The following is a 20,000-nucleotide window of genomic DNA, read 5'->3' as shown; positions in this document are numbered from 1 at the left end:
GATCAGAGGCCGGCTTCGAGAGCGGTGACCCCGGCCTCGAGCACCTCGTCGAACTCCGCGTCGATCTCGTCCTGCAGGTCGGACTCGGCGCGCTGGGTCACGCGGTCCCGGCAGTCGCGGTCGTCGAAGTCGCACTCGTGGGCCATCTCGTACGGGTCGACCTCCGCACCGTCGCCCATGGTGATGCCCATGAGGACGAGGTGCACGTCCTCGACCTGTGCCCACGCGACCGTCGTGGCCATCTCGACGCCGCCGCCGGCCACCTCCATCGTGAAGCCTTCGCCGCCGGCGGGCAGTGTGGACGGCTCGGCGGAGGACATCCCTCCCTCGAACTCCGTGCCGTCGGTGGTGGCCGTCATGGTCGAGCAGGCGTCGAGCATCGTTCGGAAGTCGGCCTCCTCCTGGGGGGCCTCCTCGTAGTCGCCGGAGGTCAGCATGTACACGTACACGCGCTCGGTGTCGTCGGAGGAAGGGGTGAGGGTCTGCGCGGCGCCCTCGGCGGCCTCGTCGGGCACGTCGCCCGGGCCTCCGTCCATCGCGTCCTCGCACTCGGCGGGCGAGATCGAGTCCCAGTCACCGCCGGTGGAACCGTCGTCCTCGACGTCCGTGATGTCGACGGTCTCCACGTCGAAGGCGTCCGGGTAGTCGGACGAGGAGGGCAACAGGGCCTCCAACCGGTCGCTCTGTTCCAGTTCGACCTGCGGAGAGCCGCACCCGGCCAGCGGCAGGGCGAGCGCCAGGGGGAGCAGGGCGTGACGGGCCTTCAGGGGCATGGGGGATCCTCACTGCTTCGTTCTGCGTACGCCCACTCCGACGGCACCCGGTACCGGTCGGTTCACGGGAGATCGCGAGACCGCGGTCACAGCGGGAACAAAGCCCACCCGGGGAGACGGGAGGATCAGCCGTGCCCGTGCACCTGCCCCCGTTGCCCCGGCCCGTTCATCCCCGCTCGCGCAGGTGGGCCACTTCGGCGCGGAGTTCTTCCACCAGGTCCCACACGCGCTCCAGACCCGGTCCGCCCGAACGCTCCACCCCAGGGTCCTGCCGCCGGTCCGCGGCCCCGCGGGAAGCCTCCGGACCCGGGGCCGCGTGCCCGCGTTCCTGCGCCGGCGCGAGGCTGACCCGGTCCACCCCGTCCTCCGCCTCGATGTCGAAGACCACCCGGTCGGACCGGTGCCAGCTCTCGAACCACTCCAGCGGGGTGCCGCCCTGGTCGAAGGTGCCGCCCTCGAGCAGCAGCAGCGGCGACCGGTCGGCGACCCCGAGGCCGCGGGCGATCCGCGGGTCCGCGGGCACCGCACGCACCTGGCGCCGACCGCTGGTGGGGGAGGCAGAGAACCGTTCACGCATGACCCGGTGCAGGGACGCGTCGTTCAGCATCTGCGTGGTCAGGTGGCTGAACCGCACCCGCGGGAGCCAGGTGCGCACGTGGGAGAGGGGCTCCCCACCGACCGAACGCAGGCGCTCCAGGCGCAGCAGGTCGTCGGTGCCCAGATGGCGGGCGGCGGCGGGGGAGGCGGTGCGCACGTGCTCCAGGGACAGTACCTCCGTGGACAGGCTCAGGCCCTCGGAGGAGAACTGGTCGTGCAGACCGGTGACCCGCTGGACGAGCCTGTGATGTTCGGTGGGCGAGGCCGCCACGGGGGCGCGACCGCGTGCGCGGTGCACACTGCCGTCGTCGATCAGCGTGCCCAGGGCCTGGCGGACCACGCTCCGGGAGACCCCGAAACGCTCGCGCAGCGCGGCCTCGCTGGGAAGGGTCTCGCCCGGCGGTATCGACCGGTCCCGGATCTCCGCGCGAAGGGCGTCGGCCACCTGGGCGTGCAGGGGGCGGGGGTCGGAGCGGTCGACAGGCATGGGTGCCATTTTAGGACCTGTGCCGCCGGGCTCCGGGCCGGTACCGCAGCGCGTCACCCCACCACGGAGCGGCCCGGCCTCCCGCCGACCGGAAACCCTCCCCCAGGCCCCCACCGACAACAGGTCCCCCGCCCCGGAACCCCGGGACGGGGGATCGTGCGCGTGCGGCCGCGCCCCCGCTACGGCCGCACGGTGGCGGGCGCCCCGTGTCCGCCCAGACCGGGCGCCCGCCGCCGTTCCCTCCCCGGTCAGGCGCCGGGGTTGGTGGCCCGCCACACGTGGCCCCACCCGGGGGCCAGCTCGGCGGCGCGGCGCATCGCCAGCACGAGACTGGCCTCGCGGGCGATGCCCTGCCCAGCGATGTCGAAAGCGGTCCCGTGGTCGACGGAGACGCGCACGACGGGCAGGCCGGCGGTGATGTTGACGCCGTCGTCGCCGTAGACGGCCTTGAAGGGTGCGTGGCCCTGGTCGTGGTAGCAGACCGCGACCAGCTTCCACTTGCCCTTGACGGCGGCGGGGATCAACGCGTCGGCGGGCAGCGGGCCGTGGGCGTTGATGCCCTCGGCGCGGGCGCGCTCGACGGCGGGCTCCAGGATGTCGGCGTCCTCGTCCCCGAACAGGCGGTTCTCCCCGGCGTGGGGGTTGAGGCCGGCGACCCCGATGGGCTCGTCGGCGTCGCCCTGGGCCTTGGCGAAGGCGCTCATCAGGCGCAGGACCTCCAGGGCCCGCTCCTGGGTGACGTCCTCGATGGCCCGGCGCAGCGACACGTGCGTGGTCAGGTGGAAGAACGACAGGTCCCCGGCGGAGAGCACGAGGCTGTAGTCGCTCACCCCGAACTCGTGCGCGAGCAGCTCGGTGTGCCCGGGCCAGGGGTGGCCGCCCAGGTGCATGGCGGCCTTGTTCAGCGGCGGCGTGACGATCCCGTCCACCAGGCCGCGCTCGGCCAGGTCGACCGCCTCGATGACGAACCGCGCCGCCCCGTCGCCGGCGTCGGCGCTGAGCTCGCCCGCGGGCACGTGTCCCAGGGACGGGCCGCTCTGGACGATGTCGATGATCCCCGCCCGGTCGGCGGCCTGTTCCGGATTCTCCACCGGGTTGACGGCGGCCGGGTCGCCGCCGACCGCGCTCACGGCACGGCGCAGCGAGTCGGCGTCACCGATGACCACCGGGCGGGCGCAATCACGCACCTCGGGGTGGTGCAGCAGTGCCTTGGCGGTGATCTCGGGTCCGATGCCGGCCACGTCTCCCAGGGTGACGGCGAGCGTGGGGCGTTGTTCGGGTCGGCTCATGTGCTCTGGCCTTTCGTGTGGCGGACGGCGTCGGCGGCGTCCAGGAGTGCGGTCGAGGAGCCGAAGCCCCCCGCCTTGGTGACGATGGTGAGCCCGTGTCGGGGACCGCCGGAGACGGTGCCGATCGGGATACCGGGTGCGACCTCGCCCGTGAGCGCGATCGCGCGGGCCCGCAGCTGGGTCGTCAGGGCGCGGGCCCCGTCGCCGCCGGTGACGACGTAACCGGAGAGCGTGTGCTCCTCGGCGATGCGTGCGGCCAGGGCCCCGAAACGGCGGGCCACGTCGGCCGGGGACAGCGCCCCGTCGCGGTCGTCGGGTGCCACCAGAGCCAAGCGCGGAGCGCCGGCGTCGAAGCGCTCCAGCACACTGCGGCTCCAGGACTGCCAGGCCTCCTCATCGGCGAGGTCGGCCGCTCCGGGGCGCTCCACCCGGGTGCCCGGTTCGGCGGCCAGACGTGCGACCTGGTCGCGGGCGGTGCGGTGCAACGAGGTGACCATGACCAGGGCAGGGCCGTTCGTGTGGCGGGGCGCCCAGGTGCGGGCGAGCTGGGCGGCGAGCCCGGCCGAACCCACCGGAACCGCGTCCGGGCCCAGGGCGGCCACGGCCGAGGCCACACGTTCGAGGTCGGCCTCGGTCTCGGCGTCGACGACAGCGACGGGCCCTGCCGCGCGCAGGAGTTCAGCGTCCTCACGGGCGTCGATGCCGGTCAGGCGCACGTGCTCGGCGTCCAGGAGCTCGGCCACGCGGCTCTCGGTGACCGGGGTGACCGGGTCCTGGCCCACGGCGGTGCGGTGGACCTCGACCCCGTCCACGAGCAGGACCCCGTCGCGCACGGTGCGCCCGTTGGCGGGGAAGGCGGGGCAGACCACGGCCACGGCCCCGGGCCCCCACACCTTCAGGACCCCGTCGATCTCGGAACGGATGGGCCCGCGCAGGGTCGAGTCGACCTTCTTGTAGAGCAGGTCGACGCCGTTGGCACGCAGGTCCTGCACTGCCTGACCGGCGGCCTGTGCGGCCCCGTCGGCGGGCAGGCTTCGCGAATCGGTGGTGACGGCCACGACCTCGGCCGCGGTGCCGGCGGCCGAGAGCTGGAGCTCGGTGCTCCACCCGGCACGCACGAACTGGACCGCGGTGTCGCCCGCTCCGGTCAGGTCGTCGGCGACCACGGAGATGTGGGGGCCGGTCATGAGCGTCCCTCCTCGTCGGTGCTGTTCGCTGCGGCTGCCCGGGCCTCTTCCTCGGCCTTCTCGGCCTGGGCCGGTTGGGACCCGGCCCGGCGCAGGACCCAGGTCGTGACCACCGGGGCGAGGAGCGCGGTGACCAGAACGCTGGCTGCGACCTGGGGCGTCGCGGTTCCGACGTAGGCGGCGAAGGACGGGTCGGCGGCGGCGACGATCGCAGGAGTGGCCACCGCGTTGCCGGAGGCGGTACCGGCGGCGAAACCGAGGCCGGACTCCTTGCCTCGGCGCAGCAGGAACCGGTACCCGAGGTAGACGAACCCGCCGGTCACGAGCGTGATGACCGCACCGAGCAGGATCCCGGTGAGTCCGCCCTGCGCGACGTCGGCGAGGTCGATGTCGGTGCCGAGCGCGAAGGCGAAGAACGGGATGACGATCGAGGGCACCGGCTTGAGCACCTCGCGCCACTGGTGGTCGATGTTGCCGACCAGCACACCCAACAGGAACGGGACGATCGCGGCGAGCAGGGTCACGAACGGGATCTGGCCCAGGCCGGACGCGCCGATGAACAGCAGGGCGAAGAAGGGGCCGTCGTTGACGGCGCCGGCGATGTAGGCGCCGCGGTCCTTGGCACGCCCGTACTGCCCGGTGATGGCCAGCCACAGCCCGCCGTTGGCGTTGGTGGCGGCGGCGATCATCGCCAGGACCGAGATCCCGAAGACGCCCTCCGGGCCGGTGACCATGGCCAGGGCGATGATGAGCAGACCGGGCACGATGCTCTTGCCCAGCAGGACCACGCCGGTGGTGGCCAGGACCGGTCCGCTCGTGCGCAGACTGACCTGGGTCCCGGTGGCGAAGATCAGCAGCGCGATCAGAGGCATGGCGCTGTCCTTGAACAGCGCGGTGGTGAAGCTGCCGATGTCCAGGGCGGCGGGGGCGAAGGTGCCGATGACCGAACCCAGGACCAGGGGGATGAGCATCGCCCCGCCGGGGATCTTGTTCATCCAGTGGAAGAGGGGGACCGGTGACCCGTGGTTGTCGCGCATACATGTCCGTTCGCAGGAGCCCCGAGCGTGGCTGCACCCGAGGGCATGACGCTTATTGTCCGTACAGATTGTACGTACAGCAACGTGCTGTGCCAACGCTCGTGCACAGGAATTCACAGGACAGGACGGTTCCGGCGGCGCCAACGGCCCCGTTCCGCGGAGGCTGCGGGCACACGACCGGCCGCACAACGCCCTGCAGGCCGGGTGTTCACGTCTGTGATGCCTCCCGGGGAACCCCGGTCGGCACCCGGCAGCCCGCGAAGGGACGGTGGGCGGCATCGTCCCGGCGTCCGCGCGCCGGGGCTTGCTGCTGGAACCGGTTCGGCGCCGAAGCCGCTCCGGTGGCAAGAACCCGTGGGAACGGCCCCCACGACCGCTACGCCCCCGTCAGACCCCCGCGGTCTCGCGCAACCGCGCCAACACCGGGGGAAGGTCCCCGGAGTGCGCGACCGTCAGGCGCCGCGTGGCCCGGGTGACCGCCACGTACAGGTCGTTCGCCCCGCGCGGCTGCTGCAGGACCGCCTCCGGGGCGACCACGACGACCGAGTCGAACTCCAACCCCTTGGCCTCGGTCGCGGTCAGCGCCACCACCTCCTGCGACAGCGCGTCGCGTCCCGGTCCCGGCCGGGCCGCCCCGGGCACGGCCGCGGCGACCTCGTCCACCAGCCGGTCCGCGGTCACCAGTGCCACACGCCCCTCGCCGATCGCGCCGCGCTCCTCCTCGACCAGTCCCGGAAGCCCCTCCCAGGGGCCGTCCACGGCGACCGCCCGCGGTGCGTCGCCCGCGGTGCGAACCGACTCGGGCGGCTCCTGGCCCGGTTCGGCCACCGCCAGCACGTCCGCCGCCACCGCCATGATCGGCGCCGGGGTGCGGTAGTTGACCCGCAGATGCTCCACGTGCACCTTTCCCGGGGCGTGGTGTTCCAGCGCCTCGGTCCAGGACCCGGCACCGCCCGCACCGCCGGTCTGGGCCAGGTCGCCCACCACCGTCAGCGAACGGGTCGGTACCCGGCGCACGATCGCCCGCCAGCCCATCGCCGACAGTTCCTGGGCCTCGTCGACGACCGCGTGTCCGTAGGCCCACTCGCGGTCGCCCGCGGCCCGGTCGGCGGTGGTGCGCTCGGGGCCGCCGCCATGGTGGTGGGCGGCGAAGTCGGCGACCTCGATCCTGTTGTCCTCGTGCATCCCGGTGATCTCCAGAGCGCCCTGCGCGTAGTGGATCTCCTCCTCCTGCTCGGCCCTGCGGCGGCGCTCGGCGGCCTGCTCGGCGCTGTTGTCCTCCCCCAGCAGTTCCGCGGCCTCGTCCAGCAGCGGCACGTCCTCGACCGTCCACGGCGCTCCGGCCTCGCGGAACAGCAGGTCGCGCTCGCCGCTGTCCAGGTCGGCGCGGTCGCCCGCCCGGTCGATGGCCTCGCGGTCGGCGTAGAGCTCCGCCAACAACTGCTGGGCGCTCAAGTACGGCCACAGGGCCTCCACCGCGGCGTGCACCGGGTCCTCGAACCAGAGTCGTTCGGCCAGGAACGGCAGGTCCTCCTCGTCCACCGGGCGCTCCAGCAGATGCGCCTCGGCCCGAGCGATCTCCCGCAGCAGTGTGGTGACCACGTACTTGCGGGCGACGTTGTGCGCCAGTCCGAGCCCCCGCGCGGTCTCCAACACCTGTGCGCACACCGCCCCGGGCACCGTCACCGTTCCCGAGTCGGTCTCCACGTGCAGGTCCTCGGTTCCGAAGGCCCGCTCCGGGCCGCGTTGGCGGTCCTCGACCGCGGCGCGCACGAGGTCGGCCATCCGTGCCGATCCCTTCACGCGGGCGCGCTCGTGGCCGTCGTGCCCGGTGGCGTGCACCCCGGGCACGAGCTCGCCGAGGGTGCGCATGACCGCTTCGCTCTCGCCCAGCGCGGGCAGAACGTCGCCGATGTAGCGCAGGAACGCCGGGTTGGGGCCGACCACCAGCACACCGCGCCGCTCCAGCACCCGCCGGTGGGTGTAGAGGAGGAAGGCCGCGCGGTGCAGGGCCGCCACGGTCTTGCCGGTACCGGGCCCACCCTGGACCACCATGATCCCGGACAACGGGGCTCGGATGACCCGGTCCTGTTCGGCCTGGATGGTGGCCACGATGTCGCCCATGCGCCCGGTGCGCCCGCGTTGCAGCGAGTCGAGCAGCGCGGCCTCGCCCACCAGCCCGCTGCGTTCGGACTCCGACAGGTGCTCCGCGTCGAGCACGTCGTCGTCCAGGCCCACCACACGGCGTCGGCGCACGCGCAGGCTGCGGCGGCGGGTCACCCCCTGGGTGTCGAACGGGGTCGCAGCGTAGAAGGGCCGTGCAGCGGGGGCGCGCCAGTCCACCAGGATCGTCTCGTGCTCGGCGTCGCGTAGGCCGATGCGTCCCACATAGCGCGCTTCGGGCTCCTCCTCTCCGGGGTGGGCGAGGTCGATGCGGCCGAAGCACAGCCCTTCCTCGACCGAGCCGAGCTGGGCGCGTCGCCGGGCGTGCTCGAAGGCGCGGGTCTCACGCTCCTCCAGGGCGGCGTACCCGGAACGCTCCTGGGAGTGGGCCTCGGCGAGCCGGCCGTCCGTGTTCTCGCGCAGCTCGTCCAGGCGCCGGTACATCACGTCGACCCGGGCCTGTTCGGTGGCCAGGGCCGCGCGTTCGGCGGAGGTGTCGGCGGAGCCCTCGGGGTGCTGTTGACCGTGGTTCATAAAGGTGATATCCTGAGCTTGGAAGATGTGTGGATTCATCGATTTCTGAGTCAGAGGGCTCCGTATATTAACACGGGGCTCCTTTTCCGTGGTCTCTCGATGCTGCGTCCCGACTCACTCCGCCTTCCCTCCCCAGCAGACCCCGCCAGGCGCTACACTCGTGCCCATGCNACCCGCGCCCAGTGGTGGCGCCGCCTCTAGGCGGCGCTCGAGGAGTTCGCGTACCCACGTGACAGCGACCGCCCGCACCGGCGGTCGTTCTTCGTCCCCACGGCCCCGGGCATGCGGTCCCCACCGACCAGCTTCCGCAAAGGACCGGCCGTGCAGCCCACCGACGAGTACACCAGCACCCACCGCACCCAGGGCGGGGTCACCGTCCACCGCCGCGCCACCCCCTGCGACCCCGAGGTACTCACCACCCTCGTCCGCGACGTCGAGGGGCGCCGAGGGGGCGTCCTCTCCTCCGGCATGGAGTATCCGGGCCGCTACGACCGCTGGCACCTGGGCTACGTCGACCCCTGCGCCGAGGTCTCCACCCGCGGACGCGTCGTCACCGTCGAAGCGCTCAACGACCGCGGCAAGGTCCTGATGCCCGTGCTCGCCCGCGCGCTGTCCGGCGTCGCCCTCCTCGACACCGAGACCGCCGACCGCGCGGTACTGACCGTGCCCGAACCCGACCCCGACGTCTTCTTCACCGAGGAGGAGCGCAGCCGTCGGCCCAGCGTCTTCACCGCCGTGCGCGCTCTCGTGGGCGCCATGTCCAGCCCCGACGACCCCAATCTCGGACTCTACGGCGCCTTCGGCTACGATCTCGCGTTCCAGTTCGAACCCGTAGAGCGCCACATCGACCGCGACCCCGAGGACCGCGACCTCGTTCTGCACCTGCCCGACGCCGTCGTCGTGCGCGACCGCAAGCGCGAGACCTGCGTGCGGTACACCTACGAGTTCACCGTTCCGGCCGGGGGCGACCGCGCCGAGGACACCACCGAGGGGCTGCCGCGCGAGACCGCACCCACCCCGACCGTGCAGGCCGCCGAGGTGCCCGCCGGTCCCGAACCCGGCTCCTACGCGAAGGTCGTCGCCCGAGCCAAGGAGCGCTTCCGCCGCGGCGATCTCTTCGAGGTCGTGCCAGGCCACCGCAACTACGCACGCTGCTCCTCCCCGGCCCGCTTCTACGAGATGCTGCGCGAGCGCAACCCCGCCCCCTACGAGTTCTTCTTCAACCTCGGCGGGGGCGAGTACCTGGTCGGCGCCTCCCCGGAGATGTTCGTCCGGGTCAGTGGCCGTTCCGACGAGGGCCGGCGGGTGGAGACCTGCCCGATCTCCGGCACCATCCGCCGGGGGGAGGACGCCCTGGGCGATGCCGAGAACATCCAGGAACTCCTGTCGTCGGTCAAGGAGAAGTCGGAGCTGACCATGTGCACCGACGTCGACCGCAACGACAAGTCCCGCGTGTGCGAGCCGGGCAGTGTTCGGGTCATCGGGCGCCGGCAGATCGAGATGTACTCGCGCCTGATCCACACCGTCGACCACATCGAGGGCACCCTGCGCCGCGACTTCGACGCGCTGGACGCCTTCCTCACCCACATGTGGGCGGTCACCGTCACCGGCGCCCCCAAGACCTGGGCGATGCGCTTCATCGAGCAGAACGAGTCCAGCCCGCGCCGCTGGTACGGCGGCGCGGTCGGCGTCATCAACTTCGACGGGTCGATGAACACCGGCCTGACCCTGCGCACCGCCCATATCCGCGACGGCGTCGCCGCGGTACGCACCGGTGCCACCCTGCTCTATGATTCCGACCCCGAGGCGGAGGAGCGCGAGACCTTCCTCAAGGCCCGGGCACTCATGGAGACCCTCGCCGCCTGTGAGGAGGCCGGCCGTGCCGAGCAGGCGTCCGCCGCCCCCCAGCCACCCGCCGAAACCAGTGCCGAGGCCGCGGGGGAGGGGCTTCGGGTCTTGCTCGTCGACCACGAGGACTCCTTCGTCAACACCCTCGCCGACTACGTGCGACGCCACGGCGCCGAGGTCACGACGGTGCGCTACGGGTTCGCGCCCGAGCTCCTGGACCGCCTGGCCCCCGACCTGGTGGTGCTGTCCCCGGGTCCCGGCCTGCCCGAGGACTTCGGCATGAACGGCCTGCTCGACGCCCTGGCCGCCCGCGACCTGCCCGTCCTGGGCGTGTGCCTGGGCCTGCAGGGCATGGTCGAGCACGCCGGGGGAGAGCTGCGCACCCTGGACCGACCGGTGCACGGCAAGCCCGGACGGGTCCGCGTCGTCGGCGGCTCCCTGCTCAGCGGCCTCGGCGATGACGACCGGTTCCCTGCGGCGCGATACCACTCCACCTACACGCTTCCGGACCTGGTCAAGGGGTACGAGGTCACCGCCGTGCTCGAGGGCGAGGCCGACGAGGGGCCGGTGGTCATGGGTGTGGAGGACCCCGCCACAGGGTGGGCCGCGGTGCAGTTCCACCCCGAGTCGATCCTCACCGCAGGGGTGGGCGAGCAGATCGTGGCCCGCGCCCTGCGTGCGGCACGGCGCTGAGGCCACTCCGGGCGGTCCGTCCGGGGCCCGCGGGCCCCGGACGGACCCGGCCCCACCAGTAGCAGTTGCAGCAGAGAGATCATTCATACCGGATCCACCTGCGGTGAGGCGGTTATTCATCCTCGGGGTGGGTTTGCGTGTTCTGCAAACGGACAGGGGGCCGGTATGGGACTTCTACTCACGATCCTCGGAATCATCGTTCTCGTCTCCGGCGTGCTGGGGGTGATCCGGGGGCAGCTCCTGTGGGGCATTGTGCTCATCGTCGTCGGGCTCGCCCTGACACCTGGTGCCTTCCTCGGCCTCTGACGCCCCCACCAGGGCTCCGACCCCGGTCGAGCGGGCCGGGGCCGGAGCGCGGCCGTGTACCCTCGTACATGGCTGTTCAGCCCCGCCCCACCCGTGCACCCGTGTCCTGGGAAAACATCAGGCCACGGCTCTCACGCGTGCCCGGAGCGGGGGAGAATCGACGGGAGGCAAGCAGTGCAGAGGGTCGAGCCGCAGGTACGACTGGTCGCGCGTCCGCAGGTGGACTACGACGCCATCACCGACTACCTGAAGGAGGTCGGTGGAGAGGCGTGGCTGGAGCGGTTCGACCGCGGTGAGCTCGACACCCATCTGAACGACCCGCAGAACCTCGCCGAGTTCGCTGGCCGCCTGTGCTACCGCTCCTGGGAACCGGGCCTGAACCCCAACGTCACCCGCGTGCGCACCGACCAGGACGCTTACCTGGGAAACCTCCTGCGCAGCATGCACGGTTCGGTCCTGGAGCACATCAGCTTCAGCTTCGTGCTCCACAACGTTTCCCGGGTGCTCACCCACGAGCTCATCCGCCACCGTCCCGGTGTGGCCGTCTCCCAGGAGTCGCTGCGGTTCGTGCGCCTGACCGACCTGCCTTTCTGGTTCCCGGACTGGGCCGAGGACGACCCCGAGCTCATGGAACGCGCCGGCCAGATGCTCCGCCAGATGGAGGATTTCCAGTTCTGGATGGCCGAGCACTTCGGTCTGGACGACGAGGGCGTCAAGTTCGCAGAGAAGAAGCACAAGACCTCCTTCATGCGCCGTTTCGCCCCCGAGGGTGTGGCCACAGGCCTGGTGTGGACCGCCAATGTGCGCACCCTGCGCCATGCCATCGAGGCCCGTACCGCCCCCGGCGCGGAGGAGGAGATCCGCCTGCTCTTCGACCGCATCGGCAGCACCCTCAAGGAGGAGGCCCCGGCGCTGTTCGGCGACTACACCGTGGAGGACGGCGCCTGGGTGCCCGAGTGGCGCAAGGTCTGATCTTCCACCCCTGAAACCCCGCGCCCGCCGCCGGCCCGACCGGTGGCGGGCGCTTCGTGTAGTGCCCAAGGTCCGGTCAAAGCTCGGTCTGTGTTCGGTTCACCCTGTGGGGGCGTCATCATCGTGCCTGATATGTACGGGTATGAGACCGCAGCAGTGCGGAGCGGAAGGCCCCCGGGGCCGACCGCCCGGCGGGGGCGACCCGCAGGCGCCCCAGTGACGTGAACCATCCACGAACGGGGAAGACCGTGGCACACGACCTCAGGCCGGAGAACCTCATCGGACACCAGCTCCTGGACGGCGAGGGGCACAGCGTCGGCAAGATCAACCAGGTCTACCTTGACGACCGAACCAACGAACCCAGCTGGGTCTCGGTTCACACCGGACTGTTCGGGCGCAAGGAGACCCTGGTGCCTCTGCAGGGGGCCCAACCCCACCAGGAGGACCTCCAGGTCCCCTACGACAAGTCCACCGTGAAGGACGCGCCGCACGTGGACTCGGGGACCCACATCTCACCCGAGACGGAGGCGGAGGTCAGGGACTACTACGCCGAGCGCATCATGGTCCCGAGCCAGCGGGCGGGCCGACACGAGCGGGGCTACTCCGACGTGCCGGTGATGGAACGCGAGACCGACGACAGCACGCACCCCGGGACCGGATACTCCGAGGCCGACGCCTCGATGCGACCGGGTGACGAGCACGCCGAAACGGCACCGCCGGTGGCCGCCACCGGGCCGCGCACCCGGGCCGCCACCGACACCGGGACGGCCGGGACCACCGGGACCGAAGACGTTGTCACCGAGTCCGGGACCCCGGGGGTCGTCTCCGACACCGGCACCGAAGGCCGTGCCGCCTCCGGAACGGCAATGCCCGAGGCCGGCGCTCCGACGTCCTCTGTCCCGGAGGCCCGGAGCACGCAGCGGCCCGACACCGTGCCGATGCCGGTCGCCTCCGACACAGCCCCGGCCTCCGGTGCCGGTGCCGGCGTCGAGGCCGACACCAGCCCCGAGACCGGCGATGATCAGGCCTTCGCCGAGGACGTGACCATGACCCGTTCGGAAGAGCAGGTCGACATCGGTGTCGAACGTGTCGAGATCGGCCGTGCGCGCCTGCACCGGTACGTCGACACCGAGGACTACGACGAGACCGTGACCCTGCGCCGGGAGGAGCTCGAGGTCGAGCGCCACCCCGTGGACGCCTCCGACGAGGGCGAAGACCTCGACGTTCCGATCGGTGAGGACGAACAGGTCTTCACCCTCTACGAGGAACGGACCGTGGTCTCCAAGAAGCAGGTGCCCGTCGAACGCGTCCACGTGCGCAAGCGCATGGTCAGTCACGAGGAACACGTGCAGGGCACACGCCTCAGCGAACGCATCGAGCTGGAGGACGAGCAGGGCCACCCGCCCTCGCAGGGGTGAGTGACGGCCCGGGCCGGTGGGGCGGAGGCGCTCCACCGGCCCGGGTGTGTCCCCGAGACCGGGGACACACCGCGACCGTAGGGTCGCACTGTCCGACGAGCATGCAAGGGGGAGCGCCATGGCTGACCGGGGGGACGTCAGCGGGGAGATCACCGAGGAGGAGGTCGCCGACGGCGGTCCGGAGCACACAGGACCCGGGCCGCGCGGCCGTGAGTCGGCCTCCGGGCGCGGGCACACCCTCGTCGTCGGTGCGGGCATGGCGGGTCTGGCCGCTGCCGACCGCCTCGCCGAGGCCGGCGAGCGGGTCACCGTGGTCGAGGGCCGGGCCCGTACCGGGGGGCGCATCCACTCCGTGCACGACTGGGAGGGCACGGTCCTGGACGCCGGGGCGTCCTGGATGCACGGCGACGAGAACAACCCCTTGTCCGCCCTGGTCCGGGAAACCGGCGTGCGCACCACCGCCTTCAACCGCACCACCGAGACGGCCTACGACCCCAAGGGCCGGCGCCTGCTCTTCGACCGCCACCGGCGCAACATGGAGGACGTCAACCTCCTGTACGAGCACATGTACTGGACCACGGTCGGTGCCGGCGAACGCGAGTCCATGGAGGAGGGCATCGACCAGGCCCTGCTCGACGCCAACCTCTTCCGCGGCCGCGCCCGCGACGCAAAAGAGATCGCCCACCGCATGGCCGAGGCCGACCACGGCGCCGAGGCCGAGGAGATCGCCTTCCCCGCCGTGGCCTCCCTGCACGAGTTCAGCGGCGACGACGTGGTCTTCCCCGACGGCATGAGCCAACTGACCGACCACCTCGCGCGCGGCCTCGACGTGCGCCTGGAACACGTGGTCACATCGATCGCCCACGACGGCGACGGCGTGCGCGTGGCGGTGGACACCCCCGACGGTTCGGAGACCCTGACCGCAGACCGGGTCCTGGTCACCCTGCCGCTGGGCGTGCTCAAGGCCGGTCAAGTCTCGTTCGAACCCGGCCTTTCGGAGGACAAGACCGGCGCGGTCGAACGGCTCGGCAACGGGCGTCTGGAGAAACTCTTCCTCCGCTTCGACGACGTCTTCTGGGGCGATGCCGAGGTCTTGGTGCACCTGGGGACCGAGGAGGGCGCCTGGTTCCACTGGTACGCGGCCCAACGGGTCCTCGGAGAACCGGTCCTGATCTGCCGCAACGGGGGGCGCGCGGCCCGTTTTCTGGCGCAGATGGAGGAGGGCGAGGCCGTCGAGCACGCCATGGCCTCGATCCGCACCATGTTCCGCAAGGCGCCCGATCCGGTCGACCACCTGCTCACCGACTGGATGGAGGAGCCCTTCGCCCGGGGCAGTTTCTCCTTCACCGCGGTGGGCTCCACCGACGACGACCGCACCGTGCTGGCAGAGCCGATCGGGGAGCGGGTCTTCTTCGCGGGCGAGGCCACCGAGGTCGAACACACCGCGACCGTGCACGGGGCCATGCTGTCGGGGCTGCGCGAGGCGGCCCGCATCCTCGGATGAGCGGCGGCGCAAGGGTGAGGGATCAGAGACGCTCGCGGCGCTCCAGCTCGGTGACACCGGCCGTGCAGGCGCGCTCGACCTCGCGGTGGTTGCGCAGGCGTTCCAACAGCCCGAACGGCTTGGGGCAGGGGTCCGGGCCGCCCTCGGCGGAGATGACGGCCAGGTCGTTCCCGGTCAGGGTCCCCTCGCGGGTCCAGCGCTCCCAGCGTTCGAAGTCGGGGCTGGCCTGGTGCCCGAAGACCAGCGCCTTCTCGCCCCGTCCCTCGAGATCGGCTCCGCCCGCGTCCGTCAACGGCAGGGACGGGCGGTCGGTGCGCACCGACCAGTCGGGGCAGGAGACCACCCGGACCGCGGGATCGCCGTGTTCCTCGCGCACCAGCAGCGCGTGGTCGGCCGAGGACCTCGGTCTCACTGTGTGGACGCTCTGCGCCTCGGAGAGAAATACCAGAGCACGCCCCATCCACCACCAATTCTCGTTCCGGGCCATCAGACTGCCGGCCCGCAGGCGCGTGGGCGGGTGTTTGTGCGCTTCCTGCTCGACGAGTTCTCCACCGAAAAGCGTTCCTCGTGGATCCGGGCGCACCTCGACCGGGCCCACGGCCACCTGCCCGGGACGGTCGGGATCGGCCACCCCGGGGAGCGTCACGCTCAGCGCGGCCCGCCCTGGTAGGGAGTCGATCTCCGGCAGCAGGGACAGAGGCAGCGCGGCGCACGGCCGGCCGCCGTCGTCCAACGGGACCACGGGAATACCGGACGGGCCGCCGGGGGAGAGCCAACTGAGTTCGGCGACCGGTGAGCGCCGCCACAGATCGTGAAAGTCCTGCACAGGTCGTACCTTTCGGAGGAGTATCACGCATGTTAACTTCTGTGGCACCTTAAAGGACCGGCCCCCACCTGGGCACCTTTTCAACGTCTCACCATCTGGGACACTCAGCAGTAAGGACGTCTCCCCCTATGCCCGCAGCAGCGGTACTCCTCGGTACCCTGGCGCTCTTCGCCCTGGGATACCGCTTTTACTCCGTCTACCTGGCCAAACGGGTTTACGCGCTGGAGCCGAGCTTCGTCACGCCGGCGCACGCCTACAACGACGGTGTCGACTTCGTTCCGACCAACAAGCACATCGTCCTGGCCCACCACTTCATCTCCGTGGCCGGCGCGGCCCCGATCGTCGGGCCCGCCATCGCCGTCTTTTGGGGATGGGGTCCCGCTCTGCTGTGGGTGGTGCTGGGCACCATCTTCGCCGCCGGTGCCCACGACTTCGGCTCCATCGCCGTCTCGGTCCGCCACAAGGGCCGCAGCATCGGCACTCTGGCCGGCGACGTCATCAGCCGACGTGCGCGAGTGCTGTTCCTGCTGATCATCTTCTTCCTGGTCACGATGGTGAACGCCGTCTTCGCCATCGTGGTGGCCGGTCTGCTGGAACAGCACCCGGCCGCCGTGCTCCCCACCGCCGTGTCTCTGCCGCTGGCCATCGCCGTCGGCCAGATCGTCTACCGCAAGCGCACCGCGGCGATCATCCCCTCCCTGATCGCACTGGTCACGCTCTACGCCTGCATCCCGCTGGGCCAGCAGATCCCCATCACCCTGGACCCGGTCGCCGAGGCCATCGGTATCAGCAGCACCGTCCTGTGGATCCTCATCCTGTTCCTGTACGCCTACATCGCCTCGCGCCTGCCGGTGTGGATGCTCCTGCAGCCGCGCGACTACATCAACCAGCACCAGTTGGTCCTTGCCCTGGTCGTGGTCGCCGCAGGTGTGCTCGTGGGCATGAACACCATCGCCGCACCGGCTTTCCGCGACGACGTGCCCGCCGATTCGCCCTCGATCTTCCCGCTGCTGTTCGTCACCATCGCCTGCGGTGCCGTCTCGGGCTTTCACAGCCTGGTGGCCTCGGGCACGACCTCGAAGCAGATCGACAAGGAGACCGACTCCCGGTACGTGGGTTACATGGCCGCGCTCGGTGAGGGTTCCCTCGCCCTGGCCTCGATCCTGGCCTGCACCGCCGGTGTCATGCTGTTCGGCGCGAACCAGGGCATCGAGTGGTCCTCCCTCTACGCCACCTGGGACGACGCCGGCGCCGACCCGCAGGGCATGTTCGTCGACGGTGTGGCCGGGTTCGCCGGCAACCTCGGCATCCCGGAGGGCACTGCGCAGGTCTTCGGCGCGCTCATCATCATCAGCTTCGCCGTGACGACGTTGGACACCGCTGTCCGCCTCAAGCGCTACATCCTGCAGGAGATGTCGTTGCTGGCGGCCGACCGCTTCGCGACGGGCAGCTCTGCCAACCGCGCCTTCCGCGGGTTCTCCCGCAACCTGGCGCTCACCACGCTGGTCGCGGTGGGCCTGCCCTTCGGCCTGGCCATGGTCCCCGGCGACTTCGCCCTCGGAACGCTCTGGGTGCTCTTCGGTACCACCAACCAGCTCACCGCGGGCCTGGCGCTGGCCGTCATCGCGGTGTGGGTGGCCAAGCGGGGCCGTAACCCGATCATGGTCGTCATCCCGCTGGTGTTCCTGCTGTTCATGACGGTGTGGGCGCTCATCGAGCAGCTCGTGGGCTTCATCGACACCGGCAGCGCACTGGACACGTTCCTGCTGGCTCCGCTTGATGCCGTCATCCTGGTGCTCGCGCTGTGGATGATCGTCGAGGCCTTCGTCGCCCTGCGCAACGCCCTCCGGGGCACCGCCGATCCGATCGACCCCTCGTCCGAGACCGACCAGGTCGTGGCAGAGGGCGGCATCGTCGTCGGTGACCGAAGGGACGGGCAGGAGCCGGACGAGACGACCGGCCCGGAGGAGGAGAAGTAGGTGCACCGCACCGACCACGGCCATACACGGGGACAGACCCCGTGAGTGCCGGGGACGAGGACGCCGGGTCCGGCCGTTTCGGCCGGGCCTGGCGCCGCACCGTGAGGGCCTGGCGCCGCGTCGAGGACTTCCACCAGCAGGTTTTCGAGGCGCGCTGGGGCCGTGCCCGCGAACGCGAGGCCCGTACCCAGCAGGACACCCTGCGCGCACTGCTGCTCACCGAGTCCCTCGGCGTGGACAACCCCGTCGCCTACGAGACACTGGACCTGATCCCGTACATGGTGGCCGACCTGCACGAATGGCACCAGCGCATGGGGCGGGACGATTTCGGCGGTCCAGGAGGATGCTGTTGAGCGCGCCCATCACATTCGTCGGGGGCAAGGGCGGCGTGGGCAAGACGACCCTGGCCGCCGCCCGCGGCCTGACCCTGGCCGGGCAGGGGCTGCGCACCCTGGTGGTCTCCACCGACCCGGCCCACTCACTGGGGGACGCCCTGGAACGCGACCTGGGGGACGAGCCGGTCGAGGTAGCCCCGAACCTGTGGGCGGCTGAACCCGATGCCGACGCCGCCGTGCGCAGGCGTATCGCCCAGGTGGCCGACGATGCCCAGGACGCGGTGCCGCACGAGATCATGCCGGCCGTCCACCGGCACCTGAAGCAGGCCGGGGCGAGCCCGGGGATGGCCGAGTCCGCGCTGGCCGACCTGCTCGTGGACCGGATGGAGGAGGTCGGTGACCGCTGGGACGCCCTGGTCGTGGACAGCGCACCGACCGGCCACCTGCTGCGCCTGCTCAACCTGCCCACCCTGCTCACTCCGTGGGTGCTGGGCCTGACCCGCCAACGCGAGCGGGCCGCCCGCGCCGAGGCCTTCGCCGACGTGGTCTCCGACCGCGGACCGGACATGGCCGAGGACCCGCTCCTCAGGCGCCTCAACGAACGCCGCCACCGGTTGGAGCACGCCGCGGTGCTCCTGCGCCGGGACTCGCAGGTCATGCTGGTGTCATTGGCCCGGCGCATGGTGCTGGCCGAGACCGCACGCGCTGTCGAGCAGCTCTCCGACGCCGGGTTCGCGCTGGCGCCCGTGGTGATCAACCAGATCCCCGAGCCGGGCGCCGCGGGACCCGACACCGACGAGGCGCTGCGGGCCACCCGGGAGCGCTTCGCCGACCTGGGCACGGTCGAACTCGGCCTCCGCGCGAGCGAGCCGACCGGCCCCGAGGCCCTGCTGGAGATCGGCAAGGCCCTGCCCGGGTGAAGCGCCCCGGAGCTCTCGGGACTCGGCACCGCAGGGTGGGTCGACCGGGTGCCACCGGGATCACACGGGAACCCGTCGGCCCGGCGCTGCGTTGGTCCTTGTGGAGGACGAACGTACAAACAGGCCAAGCCTCGCACTTCATGTAAAAGCGGACTAAACGTACGCGCTACGATTGACGGGCGATCGTCCACGCACGCAGGGCCGGTGTGCGCGGACGAACGCCACGCGAACGGAACGCAGGTGGCAGCAGCGTGCAGTGTGCCGGAGGGGCGACCGATGCCCGCCGGTTATCGTTGGCGCCATGGGGCGATCGGATCACGACGGCAGACTCACGGCGGGGGGCGATGTGGGCAGCCCGGCGGTCAGTGACCGCATCTGGACGGTTCCCAATCTCCTGAGCATGCTCCGGTTGTTGGGTGTGCCGCTGTTCCTGTGGCTCGTCCTGGTCCCCAGGGCCGACGTACTCGCCTTGGTCGTGCTGGCCCTGGCCGGTCTCAGCGACTGGCTCGACGGCAAGATCGCCCGCGCCTGGGACCAGGCCTCCAAGCTGGGACAGGTACTCGACCCCCTGGCCGACCGGCTCTACATCTTCGCGGCGCTGCTGGGTCTGGTCGTGCGCGGAATCGTGCCGTGGTGGCTCATGGCCATCCTCGTACTGCGCGACGTGCTCATCATCGGTGCCCTGCCTCTGCTGCGCCACTTCGGTTACGGTCCGCTGCCCGTCAACTTCGCGGGCAAGGCCGCGACGCTGTGTCTCCTCTACGCGTTCCCCCTGCTTTTCCTGGCCGGATACCCCGGGGTCGTCGGAGACGGAGCCAGAATCATGGGTTGGGCCTTCGCCCTGTGGGGAACGGCTCTCTACTGGTGGGCCGGACTGCTCTACGCCGTACAGGGTCTGCGCCTGATCGGCCGGACCCGACGCGACGAACGCGCTGATCGAGCGGGTACTCCCCACGAGGCCCCCGGCGGCGACACCCCGGGCCACGGGGCCGGGTCGACCCGATCCGGAGGCGCCGGAGACCGCTGACGCCCGGCGGGACGGCTCACCCCGAGTCCATCCTGATGGAAAGGGAGTGTCGTCTCCGCATGAGCACATGTCCCGCCGCGCGCGACGGTGCGCGTCGCCTGCCGC

General features: G+C 71.3%; 16 protein-coding genes. 9 read left to right on the top strand and 7 right to left on the bottom strand.

What is annotated here, in order from left to right:
• Positions 1 to 2 precede the first annotated feature (2 nt).
• The 6 genes from D474_RS0102285 to D474_RS0102260 all read right to left on the bottom strand — a co-directional run bounded on the left by D474_RS0102285 (position 3) and on the right by D474_RS0102260 (position 8,067).
• A complete protein-coding gene (locus tag D474_RS0102285) occupies positions 3 to 773 on the bottom strand; it encodes a hypothetical protein (protein WP_017611982.1) in 771 nt (256 codons plus the stop codon).
• A 166-nt stretch (positions 774 to 939) separates the two neighbouring features.
• Positions 940 to 1,866, bottom strand: coding sequence for a GntR family transcriptional regulator (locus tag D474_RS0102280; RefSeq protein ID WP_026118099.1), 927 nt, complete (start codon positions 1,864 to 1,866; stop codon positions 940 to 942).
• 239 nt (positions 1,867 to 2,105) lie between these two features.
• Complete coding sequence (pdxA, locus tag D474_RS0102275) at positions 2,106 to 3,146, bottom strand: 4-hydroxythreonine-4-phosphate dehydrogenase PdxA (RefSeq protein WP_017611980.1); 1,041 nt, start codon at positions 3,144 to 3,146, stop codon at positions 2,106 to 2,108.
• Complete coding sequence (locus D474_RS0102270; RefSeq protein WP_017611979.1) at positions 3,143 to 4,333, bottom strand: four-carbon acid sugar kinase family protein; 1,191 nt, start codon at positions 4,331 to 4,333, stop codon at positions 3,143 to 3,145. Before D474_RS0102270 ends, pdxA begins: the two co-directional genes overlap by 4 nt.
• Positions 4,330 to 5,370 carry a 2-keto-3-deoxygluconate permease gene (locus D474_RS0102265; protein WP_017611978.1) on the bottom strand — a complete coding sequence of 347 codons (1,041 nt, stop codon included), beginning with the start codon at positions 5,368 to 5,370 and terminating at the stop codon, positions 4,330 to 4,332. Before D474_RS0102265 ends, D474_RS0102270 begins: the two co-directional genes overlap by 4 nt.
• Before the next feature lie 387 nt (positions 5,371 to 5,757).
• Positions 5,758 to 8,067: a HelD family protein gene (locus D474_RS0102260; protein ID WP_017611977.1), complete on the bottom strand. Its 2,310-nt coding sequence runs from the start codon at positions 8,065 to 8,067 to the stop codon at positions 5,758 to 5,760.
• Positions 8,068 to 8,388: 321 nt separating this feature from the next.
• Here D474_RS0102260 and D474_RS0102255 point away from each other — a divergent pair, with 321 nt between their 5' ends.
• From D474_RS0102255 to D474_RS0102235, 5 genes are all read left to right on the top strand, one after another.
• Positions 8,389 to 10,608, top strand: coding sequence for an anthranilate synthase component I (locus tag D474_RS0102255; RefSeq protein ID WP_017611976.1), 2,220 nt, complete (start codon positions 8,389 to 8,391; stop codon positions 10,606 to 10,608).
• A gap of 165 nt (positions 10,609 to 10,773) precedes the next feature.
• Positions 10,774 to 10,914 (top strand): GPGG-motif small membrane protein, encoded by a 141-nt coding sequence (locus D474_RS32540; RefSeq protein WP_017611975.1) that lies wholly within the window; start codon positions 10,774 to 10,776, stop codon positions 10,912 to 10,914.
• 174 nt (positions 10,915 to 11,088) lie between these two features.
• Entirely contained in the window at positions 11,089 to 11,886 is a 798-nt protein-coding gene (gene thyX / locus D474_RS0102245) for an FAD-dependent thymidylate synthase (RefSeq protein ID WP_017611974.1), read from the top strand.
• 248 nt (positions 11,887 to 12,134) lie between these two features.
• A complete protein-coding gene (locus D474_RS0102240) occupies positions 12,135 to 13,304 on the top strand; it encodes a DUF2382 domain-containing protein (RefSeq protein WP_017611973.1) in 1,170 nt (389 codons plus the stop codon).
• 118 nt (positions 13,305 to 13,422) lie between these two features.
• The gene (locus D474_RS0102235) at positions 13,423 to 14,808 is read left to right on the top strand and encodes a flavin monoamine oxidase family protein (protein WP_017611972.1); all 1,386 of its coding nucleotides are present in this window, start codon (positions 13,423 to 13,425) and stop codon (positions 14,806 to 14,808) included.
• A 22-nt stretch (positions 14,809 to 14,830) separates the two neighbouring features.
• Here the strand turns inward: D474_RS0102235 and D474_RS0102230 are convergent, their stop codons facing one another.
• On the bottom strand, positions 14,831 to 15,634 hold the full coding sequence (locus tag D474_RS0102230; protein WP_017611971.1) for a hypothetical protein: 804 nt from the start codon (positions 15,632 to 15,634) through the stop codon (positions 14,831 to 14,833).
• A 128-nt stretch (positions 15,635 to 15,762) separates the two neighbouring features.
• Between D474_RS0102230 and D474_RS0102225 the strand changes: the two genes are divergently transcribed.
• The 4 genes from D474_RS0102225 (at position 15,763) to D474_RS0102210 (ending at position 19,895) form a co-directional block, all read left to right on the top strand.
• Positions 15,763 to 17,613, top strand: a complete 1,851-nt coding sequence (locus D474_RS0102225) for a carbon starvation CstA family protein (protein WP_017611970.1) — start codon at positions 15,763 to 15,765, stop codon at positions 17,611 to 17,613.
• 41 nt (positions 17,614 to 17,654) lie between these two features.
• Positions 17,655 to 17,966: a cory-CC-star protein gene (locus tag D474_RS0102220; RefSeq protein ID WP_017611969.1), complete on the top strand. Its 312-nt coding sequence runs from the start codon at positions 17,655 to 17,657 to the stop codon at positions 17,964 to 17,966.
• Positions 17,957 to 18,868 carry an ArsA family ATPase gene (locus D474_RS0102215; protein ID WP_017611968.1) on the top strand — a complete coding sequence of 304 codons (912 nt, stop codon included), beginning with the start codon at positions 17,957 to 17,959 and terminating at the stop codon, positions 18,866 to 18,868. Before D474_RS0102220 ends, D474_RS0102215 begins: the two co-directional genes overlap by 10 nt.
• 301 nt (positions 18,869 to 19,169) lie before the next feature.
• Positions 19,170 to 19,895, top strand: a complete 726-nt coding sequence (locus tag D474_RS0102210; protein ID WP_239646984.1) for a CDP-alcohol phosphatidyltransferase family protein — start codon at positions 19,170 to 19,172, stop codon at positions 19,893 to 19,895.
• The last annotated feature ends 105 nt before the right edge of the window (positions 19,896 to 20,000 follow it).

The sequence above is a fragment of the Nocardiopsis salina YIM 90010 genome (assembly GCF_000341025.1).
In the GTDB taxonomy this organism is placed as follows: Bacteria; Actinomycetota; Actinomycetes; order Streptosporangiales; family Streptosporangiaceae; genus Nocardiopsis; species Nocardiopsis salina.
This window is presented reverse-complemented; position numbering and strand designations above follow the sequence as displayed.

What these genes read in the sequence shown, in the direction of transcription:
- D474_RS0102285 (WP_017611982.1), bottom strand. Translation starts at nt 773, where the DNA reads ATGCCCCTGAAGGCCCGTCACGCCCTGCTCCCCCTGGCGCTCGCCCTG.
- D474_RS0102280 (WP_026118099.1), bottom strand. Translation starts at nt 1,866, where the DNA reads ATGGCACCCATGCCTGTCGACCGCTCCGACCCCCGCCCCCTGCACGCC.
- pdxA (WP_017611980.1), bottom strand. Translation starts at nt 3,146, where the DNA reads ATGAGCCGACCCGAACAACGCCCCACGCTCGCCGTCACCCTGGGAGAC.
- D474_RS0102270 (WP_017611979.1), bottom strand. Translation starts at nt 4,333, where the DNA reads ATGACCGGCCCCCACATCTCCGTGGTCGCCGACGACCTGACCGGAGCG.
- D474_RS0102265 (WP_017611978.1), bottom strand. Translation starts at nt 5,370, where the DNA reads ATGCGCGACAACCACGGGTCACCGGTCCCCCTCTTCCACTGGATGAAC.
- D474_RS0102260 (WP_017611977.1), bottom strand. Translation starts at nt 8,067, where the DNA reads ATGAACCACGGTCAACAGCACCCCGAGGGCTCCGCCGACACCTCCGCC.
- D474_RS32540 (WP_017611975.1), top strand. Translation starts at nt 10,774, where the DNA reads ATGGGACTTCTACTCACGATCCTCGGAATCATCGTTCTCGTCTCCGGC.
- D474_RS0102235 (WP_017611972.1), top strand. Translation starts at nt 13,423, where the DNA reads ATGGCTGACCGGGGGGACGTCAGCGGGGAGATCACCGAGGAGGAGGTC.
- D474_RS0102225 (WP_017611970.1), top strand. Translation starts at nt 15,763, where the DNA reads ATGCCCGCAGCAGCGGTACTCCTCGGTACCCTGGCGCTCTTCGCCCTG.
- D474_RS0102215 (WP_017611968.1), top strand. Translation starts at nt 17,957, where the DNA reads ATGCTGTTGAGCGCGCCCATCACATTCGTCGGGGGCAAGGGCGGCGTG.
- D474_RS0102210 (WP_239646984.1), top strand. Translation starts at nt 19,170, where the DNA reads ATGGGGCGATCGGATCACGACGGCAGACTCACGGCGGGGGGCGATGTG.